Below are 13,486 nucleotides of genomic sequence, written 5' to 3' on the forward strand. Positions count from 1 at the left end.
CACCGGCTGGCAGCCGCTGAACCGGCCTGGAGGGGGACGGTGCGGGGTGCCCCCGCAGGAATGCGCTGTCGGTGGCTCACCGACCAGGTACGGGGGTGAAGGCGCATTCCGAGGAGGTGCCCCGTGGCGGCCCCCGCCCCGCCCACCGGCGCGCCGCGTAAGGGGCGCGTGGGGGCACCTCCCAGGCGAAGCTCTGGGGGAGAACGGCGCGACCAGCCCCCGCAAAGGGAAGGTCGCGCGGCGAACCGCAACAAGCACCCCCGGAGCGCCCCCCACACAACAGAGCGCAGCGAATTCTCAGAGGATTCACAGATTCGACCAAGGCAGCTTTCATAGGCGCCCCACAGGCTGAACGCATGACGACGACACCCCCCGCTCCCGCCGCGCACGGCGCCGCGGCCGGTGGTGGCGCGCTGCGCGCCGCCAAGAGCTCCGTGAGCCACAGCGCGGCCACCACCACCGCCGGCCCCTCCGCGGCCGCGGATCTCGCGCGACCGGACGGCTCTCCCGTCCGGGTCCTGGTCGTGGACGACGAGGCCCCGCTGGCCGACCTGCTGTCGATGGCCCTGCGCTACGAGGGCTGGAAGGTGCGCACGGAGTGCGACGGCGCGAGTGCGCTGCGCGCCGCGCGCGAGGACCGGCCCGACGCGGTCGTGCTCGACGTGATGCTGCCGGACATGGACGGCTTGCAGGTGCTCGCCCGGCTGCGCCGCGAGACACCCGACGTGCCGGTGCTCTTCCTGACGGCGAAGGACGCCGTCGAGGACCGGATCGCGGGCCTGACGGCGGGCGGCGACGACTACGTCACGAAGCCGTTCAGCCTGGAGGAGGTCGTCGCGCGGCTGCGCGGCCTGCTGCGCCGTTCGGGCGCCGCGGCCGTCCGCAACGAGTCGCTGCTGACCGTCGGTGACCTGGTCCTCAACGAGGACAGCCACGAGGTCAGCCGGGGCGGCGCCAACATCCACCTCACGGCGACGGAGTTCGAGTTGCTGCGTTACCTGATGCGCAACCCGCGCCGGGTGCTGAGCAAGGCGCAGATCCTCGACCGCGTGTGGTCGTACGACTTCGGCGGGCAGGCGAACGTCGTCGAGCTCTACATCTCCTACCTGCGGCGCAAGATCGACGTCGGGCGTGCGCCGATGATCCACACCCGGCGTGGCGCGGGCTATCTGATCAAGCCCGGGGAGCCCGCGTGACCCTGCCGCGTCCCGGCAGGTTCGGCACCCGTACGGCCCAGGCCCGGGCACAGGCCCAAGCCCAGGCCCGGGCACAAGCCCAAGCCCAGGCGCAGCCGCATCCGCAGCCACGCCCGCGGATCTGGACGCGCTCGCGTCCGCGTCCGCGGTGGTCGCTGCGGCGGCGGCTGGTCGCGTCGTGCGTGGCGCTCGTCGCCGTCGTGTGCACGGTGATCGGCGCGGTCACGATCTTCGCGCTGCACGACTTCCTGTACGGCCAGCTCGACGGCAAGGTGCACGACCTGGCCGTCCGGGCGTCCGGCCCGCACGGCGGCCCCGGCGGCCCCCTCCCGGGCGCGAACGGCGCGAACAGCGGAAACGGCGCCGACACCGGTAGCGCCCCGCGCGGGGACCGCACCCCCGGCGGCGCCGCAGACACCGTACGGCTCGGCTTCCTCATCGGCGGCGGCCAGCCGCGCGAGACGGTCGGCGCGGTCGTGACCTCGTCCGGCGCGGTCGCGCAGGCCCAGGTGGGCGTGACGGACGCCGAGGACACCTCCGGCTCGTCCGGCGGCGCCCTGGTCGCCGCCCCGCTGACGTCCGCGCAGGCCGCGGTCTTCGCCGACGTGCCGCGCGACGGCGACCCGCACACCCTCGACGTCCCCGGCCTCGGCGGCTACCGGGTGGAGTCCGCGCAGCCCGGCACGGACGGCAGCACGGTGCTGGTGGGGCTGTCCACCAAGGGCACCGAGGACACCTTGTCGACCCTGATGTGGGTCGAGGTCTCGGTGTCGGCGGCCGGTCTGGTCGCCGCGGGCCTGGCGGGCGCGGCGCTGATGCGGATCGCCCTGCATCCGCTGCGCCGGGTCGCCGCGACCGCGACAAGGGTGTCGGAGCTGCCGCTGGACCGCGGTGAGGTCGCCCTGCACGAGCGGGTCCCGGAGTCCGACACCGACTCGCGTACCGAGGTCGGCCAGGTCGGCGCGGCGCTCAACCGCATGCTCGGGCACGTCGCGTCCGCGCTGCGCGCGCGGCAGGCGAGCGAGACCCGTGTGCGGCGCTTCGTCGCCGACGCCAGCCACGAGCTGCGCACCCCGCTCGCCTCGATCCGCGGCTACGCGGAGCTGACCCGGCGCGGCCGGGAGCCGGTGGGCCCGGACACCCGGCACGCGCTGGGCCGTATCGAGTCCGAGGCGTCCCGGATGACGACCCTGGTCGAGGATCTGCTGCTGCTCGCGCGGCTGGACGCCGGGCGCCCGCTGGACCCCGTGCCGACGGACCTGTCCCCGCTGGTCGTGGACGCCGTGAGCGACGCCCGCGCGGCCGGCGGCGAGCATCTGTGGCGGCTCGACCTGCCCGACGACCCGGCCGTGGTCGACGGCGACCCGCAGCGGCTGCACCAGGTGCTCACCAACCTGCTGGCCAACGCCCGCACCCATACCCCGCCGGGCACCACCGTGACCGCCCGCGTCACCCCGCTGCCCGGCGGCGGGGTACGCCTCCAGGTCGAGGACGACGGGCCCGGTGTCCCGGCCGAGCTCCAGCCGGTCGTCTTCGAGCGCTTCGCCCGCGGTGACGCCTCCCGCACCCGCACTCCGCGCAGCGGCGGCAGTACGGGCCTGGGCCTGGCGATCGTGCAGTCCGTGGTGGCCGCGCACGGCGGCAGCGTGGACCTCGCGAGCGTGCCCGGACGGACCGTCTTCAGCGTCACACTGCCCTCTTCGCACTCACAGGTCGCCCCCAGCCTCAGCACAACGTCGTGACAGGGCCCGAGCCGAGCCTCGGGGTATGCGAACCACACTCGGCAACCTGCCTCCCCGGCAGCACCTGCCGGTCGCGGACGCGGCGCCCGCCGAGGGCGTGAGCGGAGCGGCCGCCGTCCCGGTGCTGGACGTCGTGATCCCGGTCTACAACGAGGAGAACGACCTCGGTCCCTGCGTGCGCCGCCTGCACGCCCACCTGTCGGAGACCTTCCCGTACCCCTTCCGCATCACCGTCGCGGACAACGCCAGCAGCGACCTGACCCCGCTGGTCGCCGCGGAACTCGCCGCGCAGCTGCCCGAGGTCACGTCCTTCCGGCTGGAGCAGAAGGGCCGCGGGCGCGCCCTGCGCACCGTCTGGACCGCGTCCGACGCGCCCGTGCTGGCGTACATGGACGTCGATCTGTCCACCGACCTCAACGCGCTGCTGCCGCTCGTCGCCCCGCTCATCTCCGGGCACTCCGACCTCGCGATCGGCTCCCGCCTCGCCCGCTCCTCGCGTGTCGTGCGCGGCGCCAAGCGGGAGTTCATCTCCCGCGCCTACAACATGATCCTGCGCGGCTCGCTCGCCGCCCGCTTCTCCGACGCCCAGTGCGGCTTCAAGGCGATCCGCGGCGACGTCGCGCAGCGGCTGCTGCCGATGGTCGAGGACACCGGCTGGTTCTTCGACACCGAGATGCTCGTCCTCGCCGAGCGCGCGGGCCTGCGCATCCACGAGGTGCCCGTCGACTGGGTCGACGACCCCGACAGCAGCGTGGACATCGTCCGCACCGCGCTCGACGACCTGCGCGGTGTCTGGCGCGTCGGCCGCGCGCTGGCCACCGGCCACCTCGCCCTGGACCGGCTGCGCCGCCCCTTCGGCGACGACCCGCGCGACCGCGACCTGTCCGGCGTGCCCGTCGGACTCGCCCGCCAGCTCGTCGGCTTCTGCGTCGTCGGCGTCCTCAGCACCCTGGTCTACCTGGCGCTCTTCTCCCTCTTCCGGCTCGGCACGGGCTCGCAGGGCGCCAACGCGCTCGCCCTGCTGCTGTCCGCGCTCGGCAACACCGCCGCCAACCGCCGCCTCACCTTCGGCGTACGCGGCCGCGACCGCGCGATGCGGCACCAGGCGCAGGGGCTCGTCGTCTTCGCGATCGGCCTCGCGCTGACCAGCGGTTCGCTCGCCGCGCTGCACACGGCGACGGACGCGCCCTCGCACGGCAGCGAACTCGCCGTCCTCGTCGCGGCCAACCTCGCGGCGACGGTGCTGCGCTTCCTCCTCTTCCGCGCCTGGGTCTTCCCCGACCCGGCAGCCCCCGCGGCCGCCGCCGCACCCACCCCGTACGACGCGACACCCGCACCGCACCCGTACGACCCCGCGCCCGACACCACCTCCTACGGCATCGCGGACGGCGTTCACGCGCCGGACCGCGGGGCCCCGAACCCCTCCGACAGGAGTCCGCGATGACCGCGACGACCGGCTTCCCCCACGCGCCGACCGCCGCCCGACCGTCCACGGTGCAGGACCGCGCGGCGCGCCTGGCCCGCCGGATGTGGCGCGGCCGGGGCGCCGACCCGGCGTGGGCCCGCCCCGCGCTGCTCGCGCTCCTGCTCGGCACCCTCGTGCTCTACCTGTACGACCTGGGCGCCTCCGGCTACGCCAACTCCTTCTACTCCGCAGCCGTCCAGGCCGGCAGCCAGAGCTGGAAGGCCTTCTTCTTCGGCTCCTCCGACGCGGCGAACGCCATCACCGTCGACAAGCCGCCCGCCGCGCTGTGGCCGATGGCGCTGTCCGTACGGCTCTTCGGCCTCGGCTCGTGGCAGATCCTGGTGCCCGAGGCCCTCATGGGCGTCGGCACCGTGGCGCTGCTGAACGCCGCCGTACGCCGCCGGTTCGGCGCGGGCGCGGGCCTGCTGGCCGGGGCGCTGCTGGCGCTCACCCCGGTCGCCGCGCTGATGTTCCGCTTCAACAACCCCGACGCGCTGCTCGCGCTGCTCATGGTCGCCACGATCTACTGCGTGCAGCGCGCGCTGGAGCACGCCAGCACCCGGTGGCTGCTGGCCGCGGGCGGACTGCTCGGGCTCGCCTTCCTCACCAAGACCCTCCAGGCCTGGCTGATCGTGCCCGCGCTCACCCTCGTCTACGCCGTGTGCGCGCCCGCGCGGCTGCCGCGCAGGCTGCTGCAACTGCTCGCCGCGGGCGCCGCGATGGTCGTCGCGGGCGGCTGGTGGGTCGCGATCGTCGAACTGTGGCCCGCGTCCTCCCGCCCCTACATCGGCGGCTCGCAGGACAACAGCTTCCTGTCGCTGACCTTCGGCTACAACGGCTTCGGCCGCATCACCGGCAACGAGACCGGCAGCGTCGGCGGGGGCGGCGGAGGCCGCGGACCCGGCGGCGGGGGCGGCGGCATGTGGGGCCAGACCGGTATCGGGCGGCTCTTCAGCTCCGACATGGGCGGCCAGATCGCCTGGCTGCTCCCCGCGGCCTTCGCGCTGCTGCTCGCGGGCCTGTGGCTCACCCGGCGCGCCCGCCGCACCGACCTGATCCGCACGGACCTGACGCTGTGGGGCGGCTCGCTGCTCGTCACGTTCGTGACGTTCAGCTTCATGTCCGGGATCTTCCACCAGTACTACAACATCGCGCTGGCCCCCTACATCGCCGCGGTGTGCGCGATGGGCGGCACGCTGCTGTGGCGGCGCCGCGACGCGCTTCCCGCCGCGGCGGGCCTCGGCGCGGTCGTCGCCGGTACGGGCGCGGTCGCGTACGTGCTGCTCGACCGCTCCCCGGACTGGCACCCGTGGCTGCGCGCCGCGGTCCTGGGCGCGGGCGTCCTCGCCGCGGTCGCGCTCGTCGCGCTGCCGTACGTACAGAGCGCGGGCGTGGCCGCCGCCGCGGCCGTCCTCGGCCTCGTCGCCGTGCTCGGCGGACCCGTGGCGTACACGCTCGACACGGTGGCGACCCCGCACGAGGGCTCCATCGTGACCGCCGGCCCCGCGGTCGCCTCCGGCGGCTTCCCGGGCGGTGGCGGTGGCGGCCGCGGCGGCATGCCGGGTGGACCCGGCGGGCAGGGCTTCCCCGGCGGCCAGACCGGCCAGACCGGCCAGAACGGTGGCCAGGGCTTCCCGGGCGGCCAGCAGGGTCAGCAGGGCCAGGGGTTCCCGGGCGGCCAGAACGGCTTCCCCGGCGGCCAGGGCGGACTCCCGCAGGGCGCGGGCGAGGGCGGCTTCCCCGGCGGCGGCGGGGGCGGAGCCGGGGGCGGCGGCATGGGCGGCCTGCTCAACGGCGCGCAGGTCAGCGCCGCGATGACGTCCCTGCTCAAGGCGAACGCGGGCCACTACACGTGGGTCGCCGCCGCGGTCGGCTCGCAGAACCAGGCGAGCTACCAGCTCGCGACCGGCGAGCCCGTGATGTCCATCGGCGGCTTCAACGGCAGCGATCCGTCTCCGACGCCGGCCCAGTTCAAGAAGTACGTCGCCGAGGGCCGCATCCACTACTTCATCGGTGGGGGCGGTACGGGCGGCGGGAGCATGGGCGGCTCCGCCGCCGCGTCCGACATCGCTTCGTGGGTCGCGTCCACGTTCACCGCGAAGACGGTGGGCTCGACGACGGTGTACGACCTCACGTCGTAGCGCGCCCCGCCCGCAGGGGGCGTACCCGGCGCGCGAGTGTTACGCGAGCCGCGCCGGGAAGCCCCCCGTGGCCACGGGGGACCACCGTTCCGGGGTGACGCGGATCAGGGACTTGCCCTGGCGGACCATCGCTTCGCGATACTCCGCCCAGTCGGGGTGCTCCCCGCTGATGTTGCGGAAGTACTCGACGAGCGGCTCGACGGAGTCGGGCACGTCCAGGACCTCGGCGGTGCCGTCCACCTGGACCCAGGGGCCGTTCCACTCGTCGGACAGGATGATGACGCTCACCCGGGGGTCGCGCCGGACGTTGCGGGTCTTGGCGCGTTCGGGGTAGGTCGAGACGACGATGCGGCCGGAGTCGTCGACGCCGGCCGTGAGGGGGGAGCCCTGGGGGCGGCCGTCCGCGCGGGTGGTGAGGAGGATCGCCCGGTGCCGGGGGCGTACGAAGTCGAGGAGCTCTTCCCGCGAGACCGCGGTGTTGGTGGCGATGTTGGGGGCCATGCCCAGCACCTTACGTCGCTGCTCCCACGCCCGCCGGGCGTGGGAGCAGGGGATCCCGGCGGGCGGCGTCGGCCGTCCCCTGCCTCGGCCGCCGCCGGGACCCGTCACCCGTACCTCCGTGGCCTGGACCTCTCCGCTGCGGGCTCAGGACGGGTGGACGGGGGTTCATCGGTCGGGCGCGGAGCGCCCAGGGTGCTCAGTCGTCGGCGCTCTGCAGGCCGCTGCGGGTCTTGAGCGCGACCTCCTTGACGAAGATGACGAGCAGGAAGGACAGCAGGGCGAAGGGCGCCGCGTAGAGGAAGACGTCGCCGATGCCGTGCCCGTAGGCGCTCTCCACGACGCCGCGGACCGGCTTGGGGAGCAGGGCGACGTCGGGGATGCCGCCGCTGTCGCCGGAGCTGGGCTTGGCGTGGATGGCGGCGAGGCCGTCGCTCACGAAGTGCGTGACGCGGTTGCCGAGGACGGCGCCGAGCGCGCTGACGCCGATGGCGCCGCCGAGGGAGCGGAAGAAGGTCACCAGGGAGCTGGCGGCGCCGAGGTCCGCGGTGGTGACCTGGTTCTGCACGGCGAGGACCAGGTTCTGCATCATCATGCCGACGCCGAGGCCCAGCAGCGCCATGTAGACGCCGACCTCCCAGTAGGGGGTGTCGTAGCGGATCAGGCCGAGCATGCCGGAGCCCGCGGTGAGCAGCAGGCCGCCGGAGACGAGGAAGATCTTCCAGCGTCCGGTGCGGGTGATGATCTGGCCGGTCACCGTGGAGGAGATGAACAGGCCGGCGATCAGCGGGATGGTCATGATGCCGGACATGGTCGGGGTCTCACCGCGGGCCAGCTGGAAGTACTGGCTCAGGAAGACCGTGCCGGCGAACATCGCGACGCCCACGAAGAGGCTGGCCAGCGAGGTGAGGGTGATCGTGGCGTTGCGGAAGAGCCGCAGCGGCACGATGGGCTCGGCGGCGCGCGACTCGGTGTGGACGAAGAGCGCGCCGAGCAGGATCGCGACAGGCACCATCACGAAGGTCTGCCAGGACATCCAGGCGTAGTTCTGGCCGGCCAGCGACACCCAGATCATCAGCAGCGACACGGCCGCGGTGATGAAGAAGGCGCCGGTCCAGTCGATCTTCACCTGGCGCTTGACGACGGGCAGGTGCAGCGTCTTCTGCAGCACGATCAGCGCGATGATCGCGAAGGGCACCCCGACGTAGAAGCACCAGCGCCAGCCGAGCGCCGAGTCGACGATGACACCGCCGATGAGCGGGCCGCCGACGGTGGCGACGGCGAAGGTCGCGCCGAGGTAGCCGCTGTAGCGGCCGCGCTCGCGCGGCGAGATCATCGCGGCGAGGATCACCTGGGTCAGCGCGGACAGACCGCCGGCGCCGACGCCCTGGACGAGGCGGCAGCCGATGAGCATGCCGGGGCTGGTGGAGAAGCCGGCCACGACCGAGCCGAGCACGTAGATCACCAGCGAGAGCTGGATGAGCAGCTTCTTGCTGAAGAGGTCGGAGAGCTTGCCCCAGATCGGCGTCGTGGCGGTGACGGCGAGCAGTGAGGCGGTGACGACCCAGGTGTACGCGCTCTGGCCGCCGCCGATGTCGGAGAGGATGCGCGGCAGCGCGTTGGAGACGATGGTGGACGACAGGATCGCCACGAAGAGCCCCAGCAGCAGGCCGGAGAGCGCCTCCATGATCTGCCGGTGGGACATGGCCGCCCCGTCCGGGGAGCCCGGCGGGGCGGTGTGAGCTGAGGATCCGGTCGTACCGGAGTTGTCGGGGAGCTGCTTGTTGCTCCGTGTCGACGGGGTCGCCATCAGGCCTCCACTTAATTGCCTGAAGCAACCATACGACGAAATGGTTGTATTGGACAAACGCTGTGGGGGAGCTGTGGCGCACGCCACGTGCGCGTATTGCGCAGATGGGGGGGCCTGCGGGGGTGCGGCGGCCGGAGCCGACACGCTAGGGTCAGGCGGCATGTCGAGTAGCCAGCAAAGCCCTGAGAACAACTACGACCCGGCCGGCTCCACGCAGATGTTCCGGGCCTTCGTGGACGAGCAGCCGCAGGCCGTCGAGGTGCAGCGGGCGCAGGCCCGTCCCCGGGTCGGTCTGATCGTCGGCATCGTCGTCGCGGTGGTCGTCATCGTCGGAGTGGTCGTACTCGCCCTGAAGTAGCCCGCGGTCCTCGGTCGCCTCGGCGCTCCAGCAGAGGGGCCCGACCACTCCGTCCCGTCACGCCTCGGCCGTGAGGCCCTCGCGCAGCTGCGCCAGCGTCCTCGTCAGCAGTCGGGAGACGTGCATCTGCGAGATGCCCACCTCCTCGCCGATCTGCGACTGCGTCATGTTCGCGAAGAACCGCAGCATGATGATCTGCCGCTCGCGCGGCGGCAGTTGCGCCAGCAGCGGCTTGAGCGACTCGCGGTACTCGACGCCTTCGAGTGCCGCGTCCTCGTAGCCGAGCCGGTCGGCGAGCGAGCCCTCACTGCCGTCGTCCTCGGGCGGCGGGGAGTCCAGCGAGCTGGCCGTGTAGGCGTTGCCGACGGCGAGGCCGTCCACCACGTCCTCCTCGGACACGCCGAGGCAGGCCGCCAGCTCGCTCACGGTCGGGGAGCGGTCCAGCCGCTGGGAGAGCTCGTCGCTCGCCTTGGTGAGCGCCAGGCGCAGTTCCTGGAGCCGCCGCGGCACCCGTACCGACCACGAGGTGTCGCGGAAGAAGCGCTTGACCTCGCCGACGATCGTCGGCATCGCGAAGGTCGGGAACTCGACCCCGCGCTCGCAGTCGAAGCGGTCGATGGCTTTGATCAGGCCGATGGTGCCGACCTGGACGATGTCCTCCATGGGCTCGTTGCGGCTGCGGAAGCGCGCCGCCGCGTACCGCACGAGCGGGAGGTTCAGCTCGATGAGCGTGTCGCGTACGTAGGTGCGTTCCGGGCTGTCCTGCGGCACTTCTGCGAGGCGCAGGAAGAGCGAGCGGGACAGCGTACGGGTGTCGATGGCCTCGCCGTGATGAAGAGCATCGTGCGGTGCTGCGTCGGATTCGAGCACCTTGGGACTGCCCACCTGTACGGACATGCCACCCCCTTGAGGTCGCGGACGGGTGTCGCGAGCGACGTCTTCCGGTTGTTCCTCCACTGGAATACCGGCTGAGCGCGCGCGACAAACGCGGTATCCGCAGAATGTCACATGTCGGCAACACGCTGTAGCGCCATGTCGACATATCTGTGCAGGTGACTTAATCCTCTTCGGTTAGGGTTCGAGCTGGTTTGCGGACCGCAGCCGCGCGAAGCTGCGCGACAGCAGCCGGGACACGTGCATCTGGGAAACCCCCAGCTCAGCGCTGATCTGCGACTGCGTCAGGTTGCCGAAGTAGCGCAGCAGCAGGATCCGCCGCTCGCGCTCGGGGAGCTGCACCAGCAGATGCCGCACCAGATCGCGGTGCTCGACGCCCGACAGGGCCGGGTCCTCGTAGCCGAGCCGGTCCAGCAGTCCGGGGGCGCCGTCGCCCTCCTGGGCGGCCTCCAGGGACGTCGCGTGGTACGCCCGGCCGGCCTCCAGACACGCGAGCACCTCCTCCTCCGACAGCCCCAGCCGCTCGGCGATCTCGGCGGTGGTGGGCGACCTGCCGTGCAGCACGGTCAGATCCTCGATCGCACCGCTGACCTGCACCCACAGCTCGTGCAGCCGGCGCGGTACGTGCACGGTCCGCACGTTGTCACGGAAGTAACGTTTGATCTCCCCCACCACGGTCGGCATCGCGAAGGTCGGGAACTGCACCCCGCGGTCCGGGTCGAAGCGGTCGATCGCGTTGATGAGCCCAATGGTGCCGACCTGGACGACGTCCTCCATCGGCTCGTTGCGGCTGCGGAAGCGCGCGGCCGCGTACCGCACGAGCGGCAGGTTGACCTCGATGAGCGCCGCGCGCACCCGGGCGTGTTCGGACGTGCCCGGTTCAAGTGTGCGGATCTGTTCGAACAACACCTGTGTGAGGGCCCGTGCGTCCGCCGCGCCGGCGCTGGGGGTGCGTGTCCTGCCGCGGGGATAGGAGGTCGACGCGGTCGCCGCAGTCGACGCCGTACGGGCCGGCACCGGCACGTCCCACACCCCTCTTCGGTTCTTCGGTCACTCATCCGGCAAAAGCGGTCATAGCATCACAATTCATGTGTGGGGGTTCAAGCACCGCATAGTGCCGTGTTGTACGACCGGGGCCCCGCCCCCGCCCGCCGGACACGGCGGAGCCCCCCGCCGTGACGGCAGGGGGCTCGGGGACCGCTCCGCGCCGCGGCCGGGGCGGCCGCGGGGCGGCGGGTCAGAACTCGTAGTCGGCAATCACCCAGGTGGCGAATTCCGTCCAGGGCGCGACCGCGGCCTGGTGCGCCGGGTGTTCGATGTAGCGGCGCAGCGCATCGGTGTCCGCGACCGAGGAGTTGATCGCGAAGTCGTACGCGATGGGCCGGTCGGAGACGTTCCACCCGGTCTCCCACGACGCGACCTCGGGCACCAGCGCGCCCAGCTCGGCGAACGCCCGCGCGCCCGCCACCACCCGCGGCTCGTCCCGCGAGACGCCCTCGTTGAGCTTGAACAGGACCAGATGCCGGATCATGCCACCCTCGCTCGACTCGTCAGTTGGCCAAGTCGTGCATGAACTTCCCGATGCTCTTGGCCGCGTTCGATATTCCGACGAAGCCTACTTGGACCAGGTCGGCCGCCCGGGCGGGCTGGTTGATGATCGTGTAGAGCACGAAGATCACCAGCACGTACGTGGCGATCTTCCTCGCCTGCGCCATGCGCCTTGCCCTCCCCAGCCGCAGCCCCGCACCAACGGTCACAAGTGTGCAATCCGCAGAGTCTATCCGTCAGATGGCGCAAGAAGGCGTCCGCCGGACCTTTGATCCGATGAACGCCATGCCCGGTGATCCGGCCCCGGAAACGCCGAACGCCCGCCGACTCACGGGGAGTCTGCGGGCGATCGCTGCACGCTGTTCGCGCGGGAAGCGGTAGCGGTGGGATTTGAACCCACGGAGGAGTTGCCCCCTCACACGCTTTCGAGGCGTGCTCCTTAGGCCGCTCGGACACGCTACCGAGAGAGAGCTTAGCCCACGGCGGGCGTGCGCAGAAATCCGTTAGCGGTCCAGCGGGCGGCCGGAGCGGAAGAAGGCGGTCAGCAGGGCCGCGGCGGGCTCGGGCAGGACGCCGGCGATCACCTCGGGGCGGTGGTTGAGGCGCCGGTCGCGCAGCAGGTCCCACAGCGAGCCCGCCGCGCCCGCCTTGGCGTCGGTGGCCGCGTAGACGACCCGGTCGACGCGGGACTGCACCAGGGCCCCCGCGCACATCGCGCACGGCTCCAGCGTGACCAGCAGCGTGCAGCCGGTCAGCCGCCACTCGCCCACCGCGGCGGCGGCCCGGCGCACGGCCAGCACCTCCGCGTGCGCGGTCGGGTCACCGGTCGCCTCGCGCTCGTTGCGGGCGCGCGCCAGCACCGTCGTACCGTCCGCGGCCAGCACGACCGCGCCCACCGGGACGTCGCCGGTGAGCGGGGCCAGCTCCGCCTCCGCCAGGGCCAGCCGCATGGCGGCCGCCCAGGGGTCGCGTACGGGGTCGCGCACGCCGTCGTGCGGCCCCGCGGCGTCCCCCGGCGGCCGACCGGGTGGCTGGCCCGATGGCTGTCCGGGTGGCTGTCCCGGTGGAGGGGAGGAGGGTGCGGGTGGGTGCGGTGGGTGTGCTGTCAGCGGACCGCCTCCAGAACCTCGCCGCAGCCCAGGGCCTCGGCGATCTCACCCAGCGCCTCGCCGGTGAGCGCGCCGTCGCCGCTGAGTGCCAGCAGCTCCTTGCGGCTCATCCCGAGGTCCGCCAGCAGATCGGTCTCGCCGAGCGGGCCGGCGGGCACGTGGTCCTCGGAGAGGCCCGCGACGGACCCCTCCTCGTCCTCGTCCCCGTCGCCGTCCTCGGTGCCGTCGAGGTCGACGAGCCCGTCGAGGTCCTCCGGGTCGCGGCCCAGCACCTCGTCGGTGAGCAGGATCTCCCCGTACGAGCTGCGGGCGGCTGCCGCCGCGTCGGACACGTAGATCCTCGGGTCGTCCTCACCGTCCACGCGGACGACGCCGAACCAGGCGTCCTCCTGCTCGATGAAGACCAGAACCGTTTCGTCCTCGTCGCCGGCCGCGCGGGCCAGATCGCTCAGGTCGGCGAGGGTTTCCACATTGTCGAGATCGGGTTCGCTCGCTTGCCAACCGTCCTCGGTGCGCGCGAGCAGTGCGGCGAAGTACACCGTGACTCTCCCACAGGTCTCAGGCCGTCCGGACCGGGTGGGGCCGCCGCCGACATCTCTCGGCATTCCACGGTCCCGCCCATCGGCATCGTGGCAGAAACCGGGGCGTTGCGAAGGGTCTTCGGCACTGCGACGTGCCAGGTCTTCGTCACTTCTGCGGGATTCCCGGGCCGCGTACCGCCATTG

Annotated in this window: 12 protein-coding genes, 1 tRNA gene and 1 pseudogene; 5 read left to right on the top strand and 9 right to left on the bottom strand. The window is 72.6% G+C overall.

From position 1 onward, the window contains the following. The first annotated feature begins 356 nt into the window (after positions 1-356). From ACH4PY_RS03230 to ACH4PY_RS03245, 4 genes are all read left to right on the top strand, one after another. Positions 357-1,196 carry a response regulator transcription factor gene (locus ACH4PY_RS03230; RefSeq protein WP_398175326.1) on the top strand — a complete coding sequence of 280 codons (840 nt, stop codon included), beginning with the start codon at positions 357-359 and terminating at the stop codon, positions 1,194-1,196. Positions 1,197-1,315: 119 nt separating this feature from the next. Next, complete coding sequence (locus tag ACH4PY_RS03235; RefSeq protein ID WP_398176062.1) at positions 1,316-2,938, top strand: ATP-binding protein; 1,623 nt, start codon at positions 1,316-1,318, stop codon at positions 2,936-2,938. Positions 2,939-2,963: 25 nt separating this feature from the next. Then, a complete protein-coding gene (locus ACH4PY_RS03240; RefSeq protein ID WP_398175328.1) occupies positions 2,964-4,382 on the top strand; it encodes a glycosyltransferase in 1,419 nt (472 codons plus the stop codon). Then, positions 4,379-6,544, top strand: coding sequence for a glycosyltransferase family 39 protein (locus tag ACH4PY_RS03245; RefSeq protein WP_398175330.1), 2,166 nt, complete (start codon positions 4,379-4,381; stop codon positions 6,542-6,544). Before ACH4PY_RS03240 ends, ACH4PY_RS03245 begins: the two co-directional genes overlap by 4 nt. A 39-nt stretch (positions 6,545-6,583) precedes the next feature. Here ACH4PY_RS03245 and ACH4PY_RS03250 read toward each other — a convergent pair whose 3' ends face one another. Both ACH4PY_RS03250 and ACH4PY_RS03255 read right to left on the bottom strand, forming a co-directional pair. After that, entirely contained in the window at positions 6,584-7,045 is a 462-nt protein-coding gene (locus tag ACH4PY_RS03250; RefSeq protein ID WP_398175332.1) for a PPOX class F420-dependent oxidoreductase, read from the bottom strand. Between the two features lie 217 nt (positions 7,046-7,262). Further along, positions 7,263-8,747, bottom strand: a pseudogene (locus ACH4PY_RS03255) (MDR family MFS transporter); the annotation flags it as partial. A 265-nt stretch (positions 8,748-9,012) separates the two neighbouring features. Here ACH4PY_RS03255 and ACH4PY_RS03260 point away from each other — a divergent pair. Then, the gene (locus tag ACH4PY_RS03260; RefSeq protein WP_398175334.1) at positions 9,013-9,210 is read left to right on the top strand and encodes a hypothetical protein; all 198 of its coding nucleotides are present in this window, start codon (positions 9,013-9,015) and stop codon (positions 9,208-9,210) included. Positions 9,211-9,267: 57 nt separating this feature from the next. On the opposite strand, the gene ACH4PY_RS03265 is transcribed toward ACH4PY_RS03260, so the two are convergent. The 7 genes from ACH4PY_RS03265 to ACH4PY_RS03295 all read right to left on the bottom strand — a co-directional run bounded on the left by ACH4PY_RS03265 (position 9,268) and on the right by ACH4PY_RS03295 (position 13,300). Continuing rightward, positions 9,268-10,107, bottom strand: coding sequence for an RNA polymerase sigma factor SigF (locus ACH4PY_RS03265; RefSeq protein WP_398175336.1), 840 nt, complete (start codon positions 10,105-10,107; stop codon positions 9,268-9,270). Positions 10,108-10,281: 174 nt separating this feature from the next. Then, the gene (locus ACH4PY_RS03270; RefSeq protein ID WP_398176064.1) at positions 10,282-11,121 is read right to left on the bottom strand and encodes an RNA polymerase sigma factor SigF; all 840 of its coding nucleotides are present in this window, start codon (positions 11,119-11,121) and stop codon (positions 10,282-10,284) included. A gap of 220 nt (positions 11,122-11,341) precedes the next feature. Then, positions 11,342-11,635: a Dabb family protein gene (locus ACH4PY_RS03275; protein ID WP_398175338.1), complete on the bottom strand. Its 294-nt coding sequence runs from the start codon at positions 11,633-11,635 to the stop codon at positions 11,342-11,344. 19 nt (positions 11,636-11,654) lie between these two features. Continuing rightward, on the bottom strand, positions 11,655-11,819 hold the full coding sequence (locus ACH4PY_RS03280) for a hypothetical protein (protein WP_398175340.1): 165 nt from the start codon (positions 11,817-11,819) through the stop codon (positions 11,655-11,657). A gap of 208 nt (positions 11,820-12,027) precedes the next feature. After that, positions 12,028-12,114: transfer RNA gene (locus ACH4PY_RS03285), tRNA-Ser, on the bottom strand. Between the two features lie 41 nt (positions 12,115-12,155). Next, positions 12,156-12,602 carry a nucleoside deaminase gene (locus tag ACH4PY_RS03290; protein ID WP_398176066.1) on the bottom strand — a complete coding sequence of 149 codons (447 nt, stop codon included), beginning with the start codon at positions 12,600-12,602 and terminating at the stop codon, positions 12,156-12,158. A 155-nt stretch (positions 12,603-12,757) separates the two neighbouring features. Next, the gene (locus tag ACH4PY_RS03295; protein WP_398175342.1) at positions 12,758-13,300 is read right to left on the bottom strand and encodes a hypothetical protein; all 543 of its coding nucleotides are present in this window, start codon (positions 13,298-13,300) and stop codon (positions 12,758-12,760) included. Positions 13,301-13,486: the final 186 nt, after the last annotated feature.

The sequence above is a fragment of the Streptomyces sp. NPDC021224 genome (assembly GCF_044332905.1).
Classification (GTDB): Bacteria; Actinomycetota; Actinomycetes; order Streptomycetales; family Streptomycetaceae; genus Actinacidiphila.

Bases quoted from the DNA above. Each gene is read 5' to 3' on its own strand.
- ACH4PY_RS03230 (WP_398175326.1), top strand. From the start codon at position 357: ATGACGACGACACCCCCCGCTCCCGCCGCGCACGGCGCCGCGGCCGGT.
- ACH4PY_RS03240 (WP_398175328.1), top strand. From the start codon at position 2,964: ATGCGAACCACACTCGGCAACCTGCCTCCCCGGCAGCACCTGCCGGTC.
- ACH4PY_RS03245 (WP_398175330.1), top strand. From the start codon at position 4,379: ATGACCGCGACGACCGGCTTCCCCCACGCGCCGACCGCCGCCCGACCG.
- ACH4PY_RS03250 (WP_398175332.1), bottom strand. From the start codon at position 7,045: ATGGCCCCCAACATCGCCACCAACACCGCGGTCTCGCGGGAAGAGCTC.
- ACH4PY_RS03260 (WP_398175334.1), top strand. From the start codon at position 9,013: ATGTCGAGTAGCCAGCAAAGCCCTGAGAACAACTACGACCCGGCCGGC.
- ACH4PY_RS03265 (WP_398175336.1), bottom strand. From the start codon at position 10,107: ATGTCCGTACAGGTGGGCAGTCCCAAGGTGCTCGAATCCGACGCAGCA.
- ACH4PY_RS03275 (WP_398175338.1), bottom strand. From the start codon at position 11,635: ATGATCCGGCATCTGGTCCTGTTCAAGCTCAACGAGGGCGTCTCGCGG.
- ACH4PY_RS03280 (WP_398175340.1), bottom strand. From the start codon at position 11,819: ATGGCGCAGGCGAGGAAGATCGCCACGTACGTGCTGGTGATCTTCGTG.
- ACH4PY_RS03290 (WP_398176066.1), bottom strand. From the start codon at position 12,602: ATGCGGCTGGCCCTGGCGGAGGCGGAGCTGGCCCCGCTCACCGGCGAC.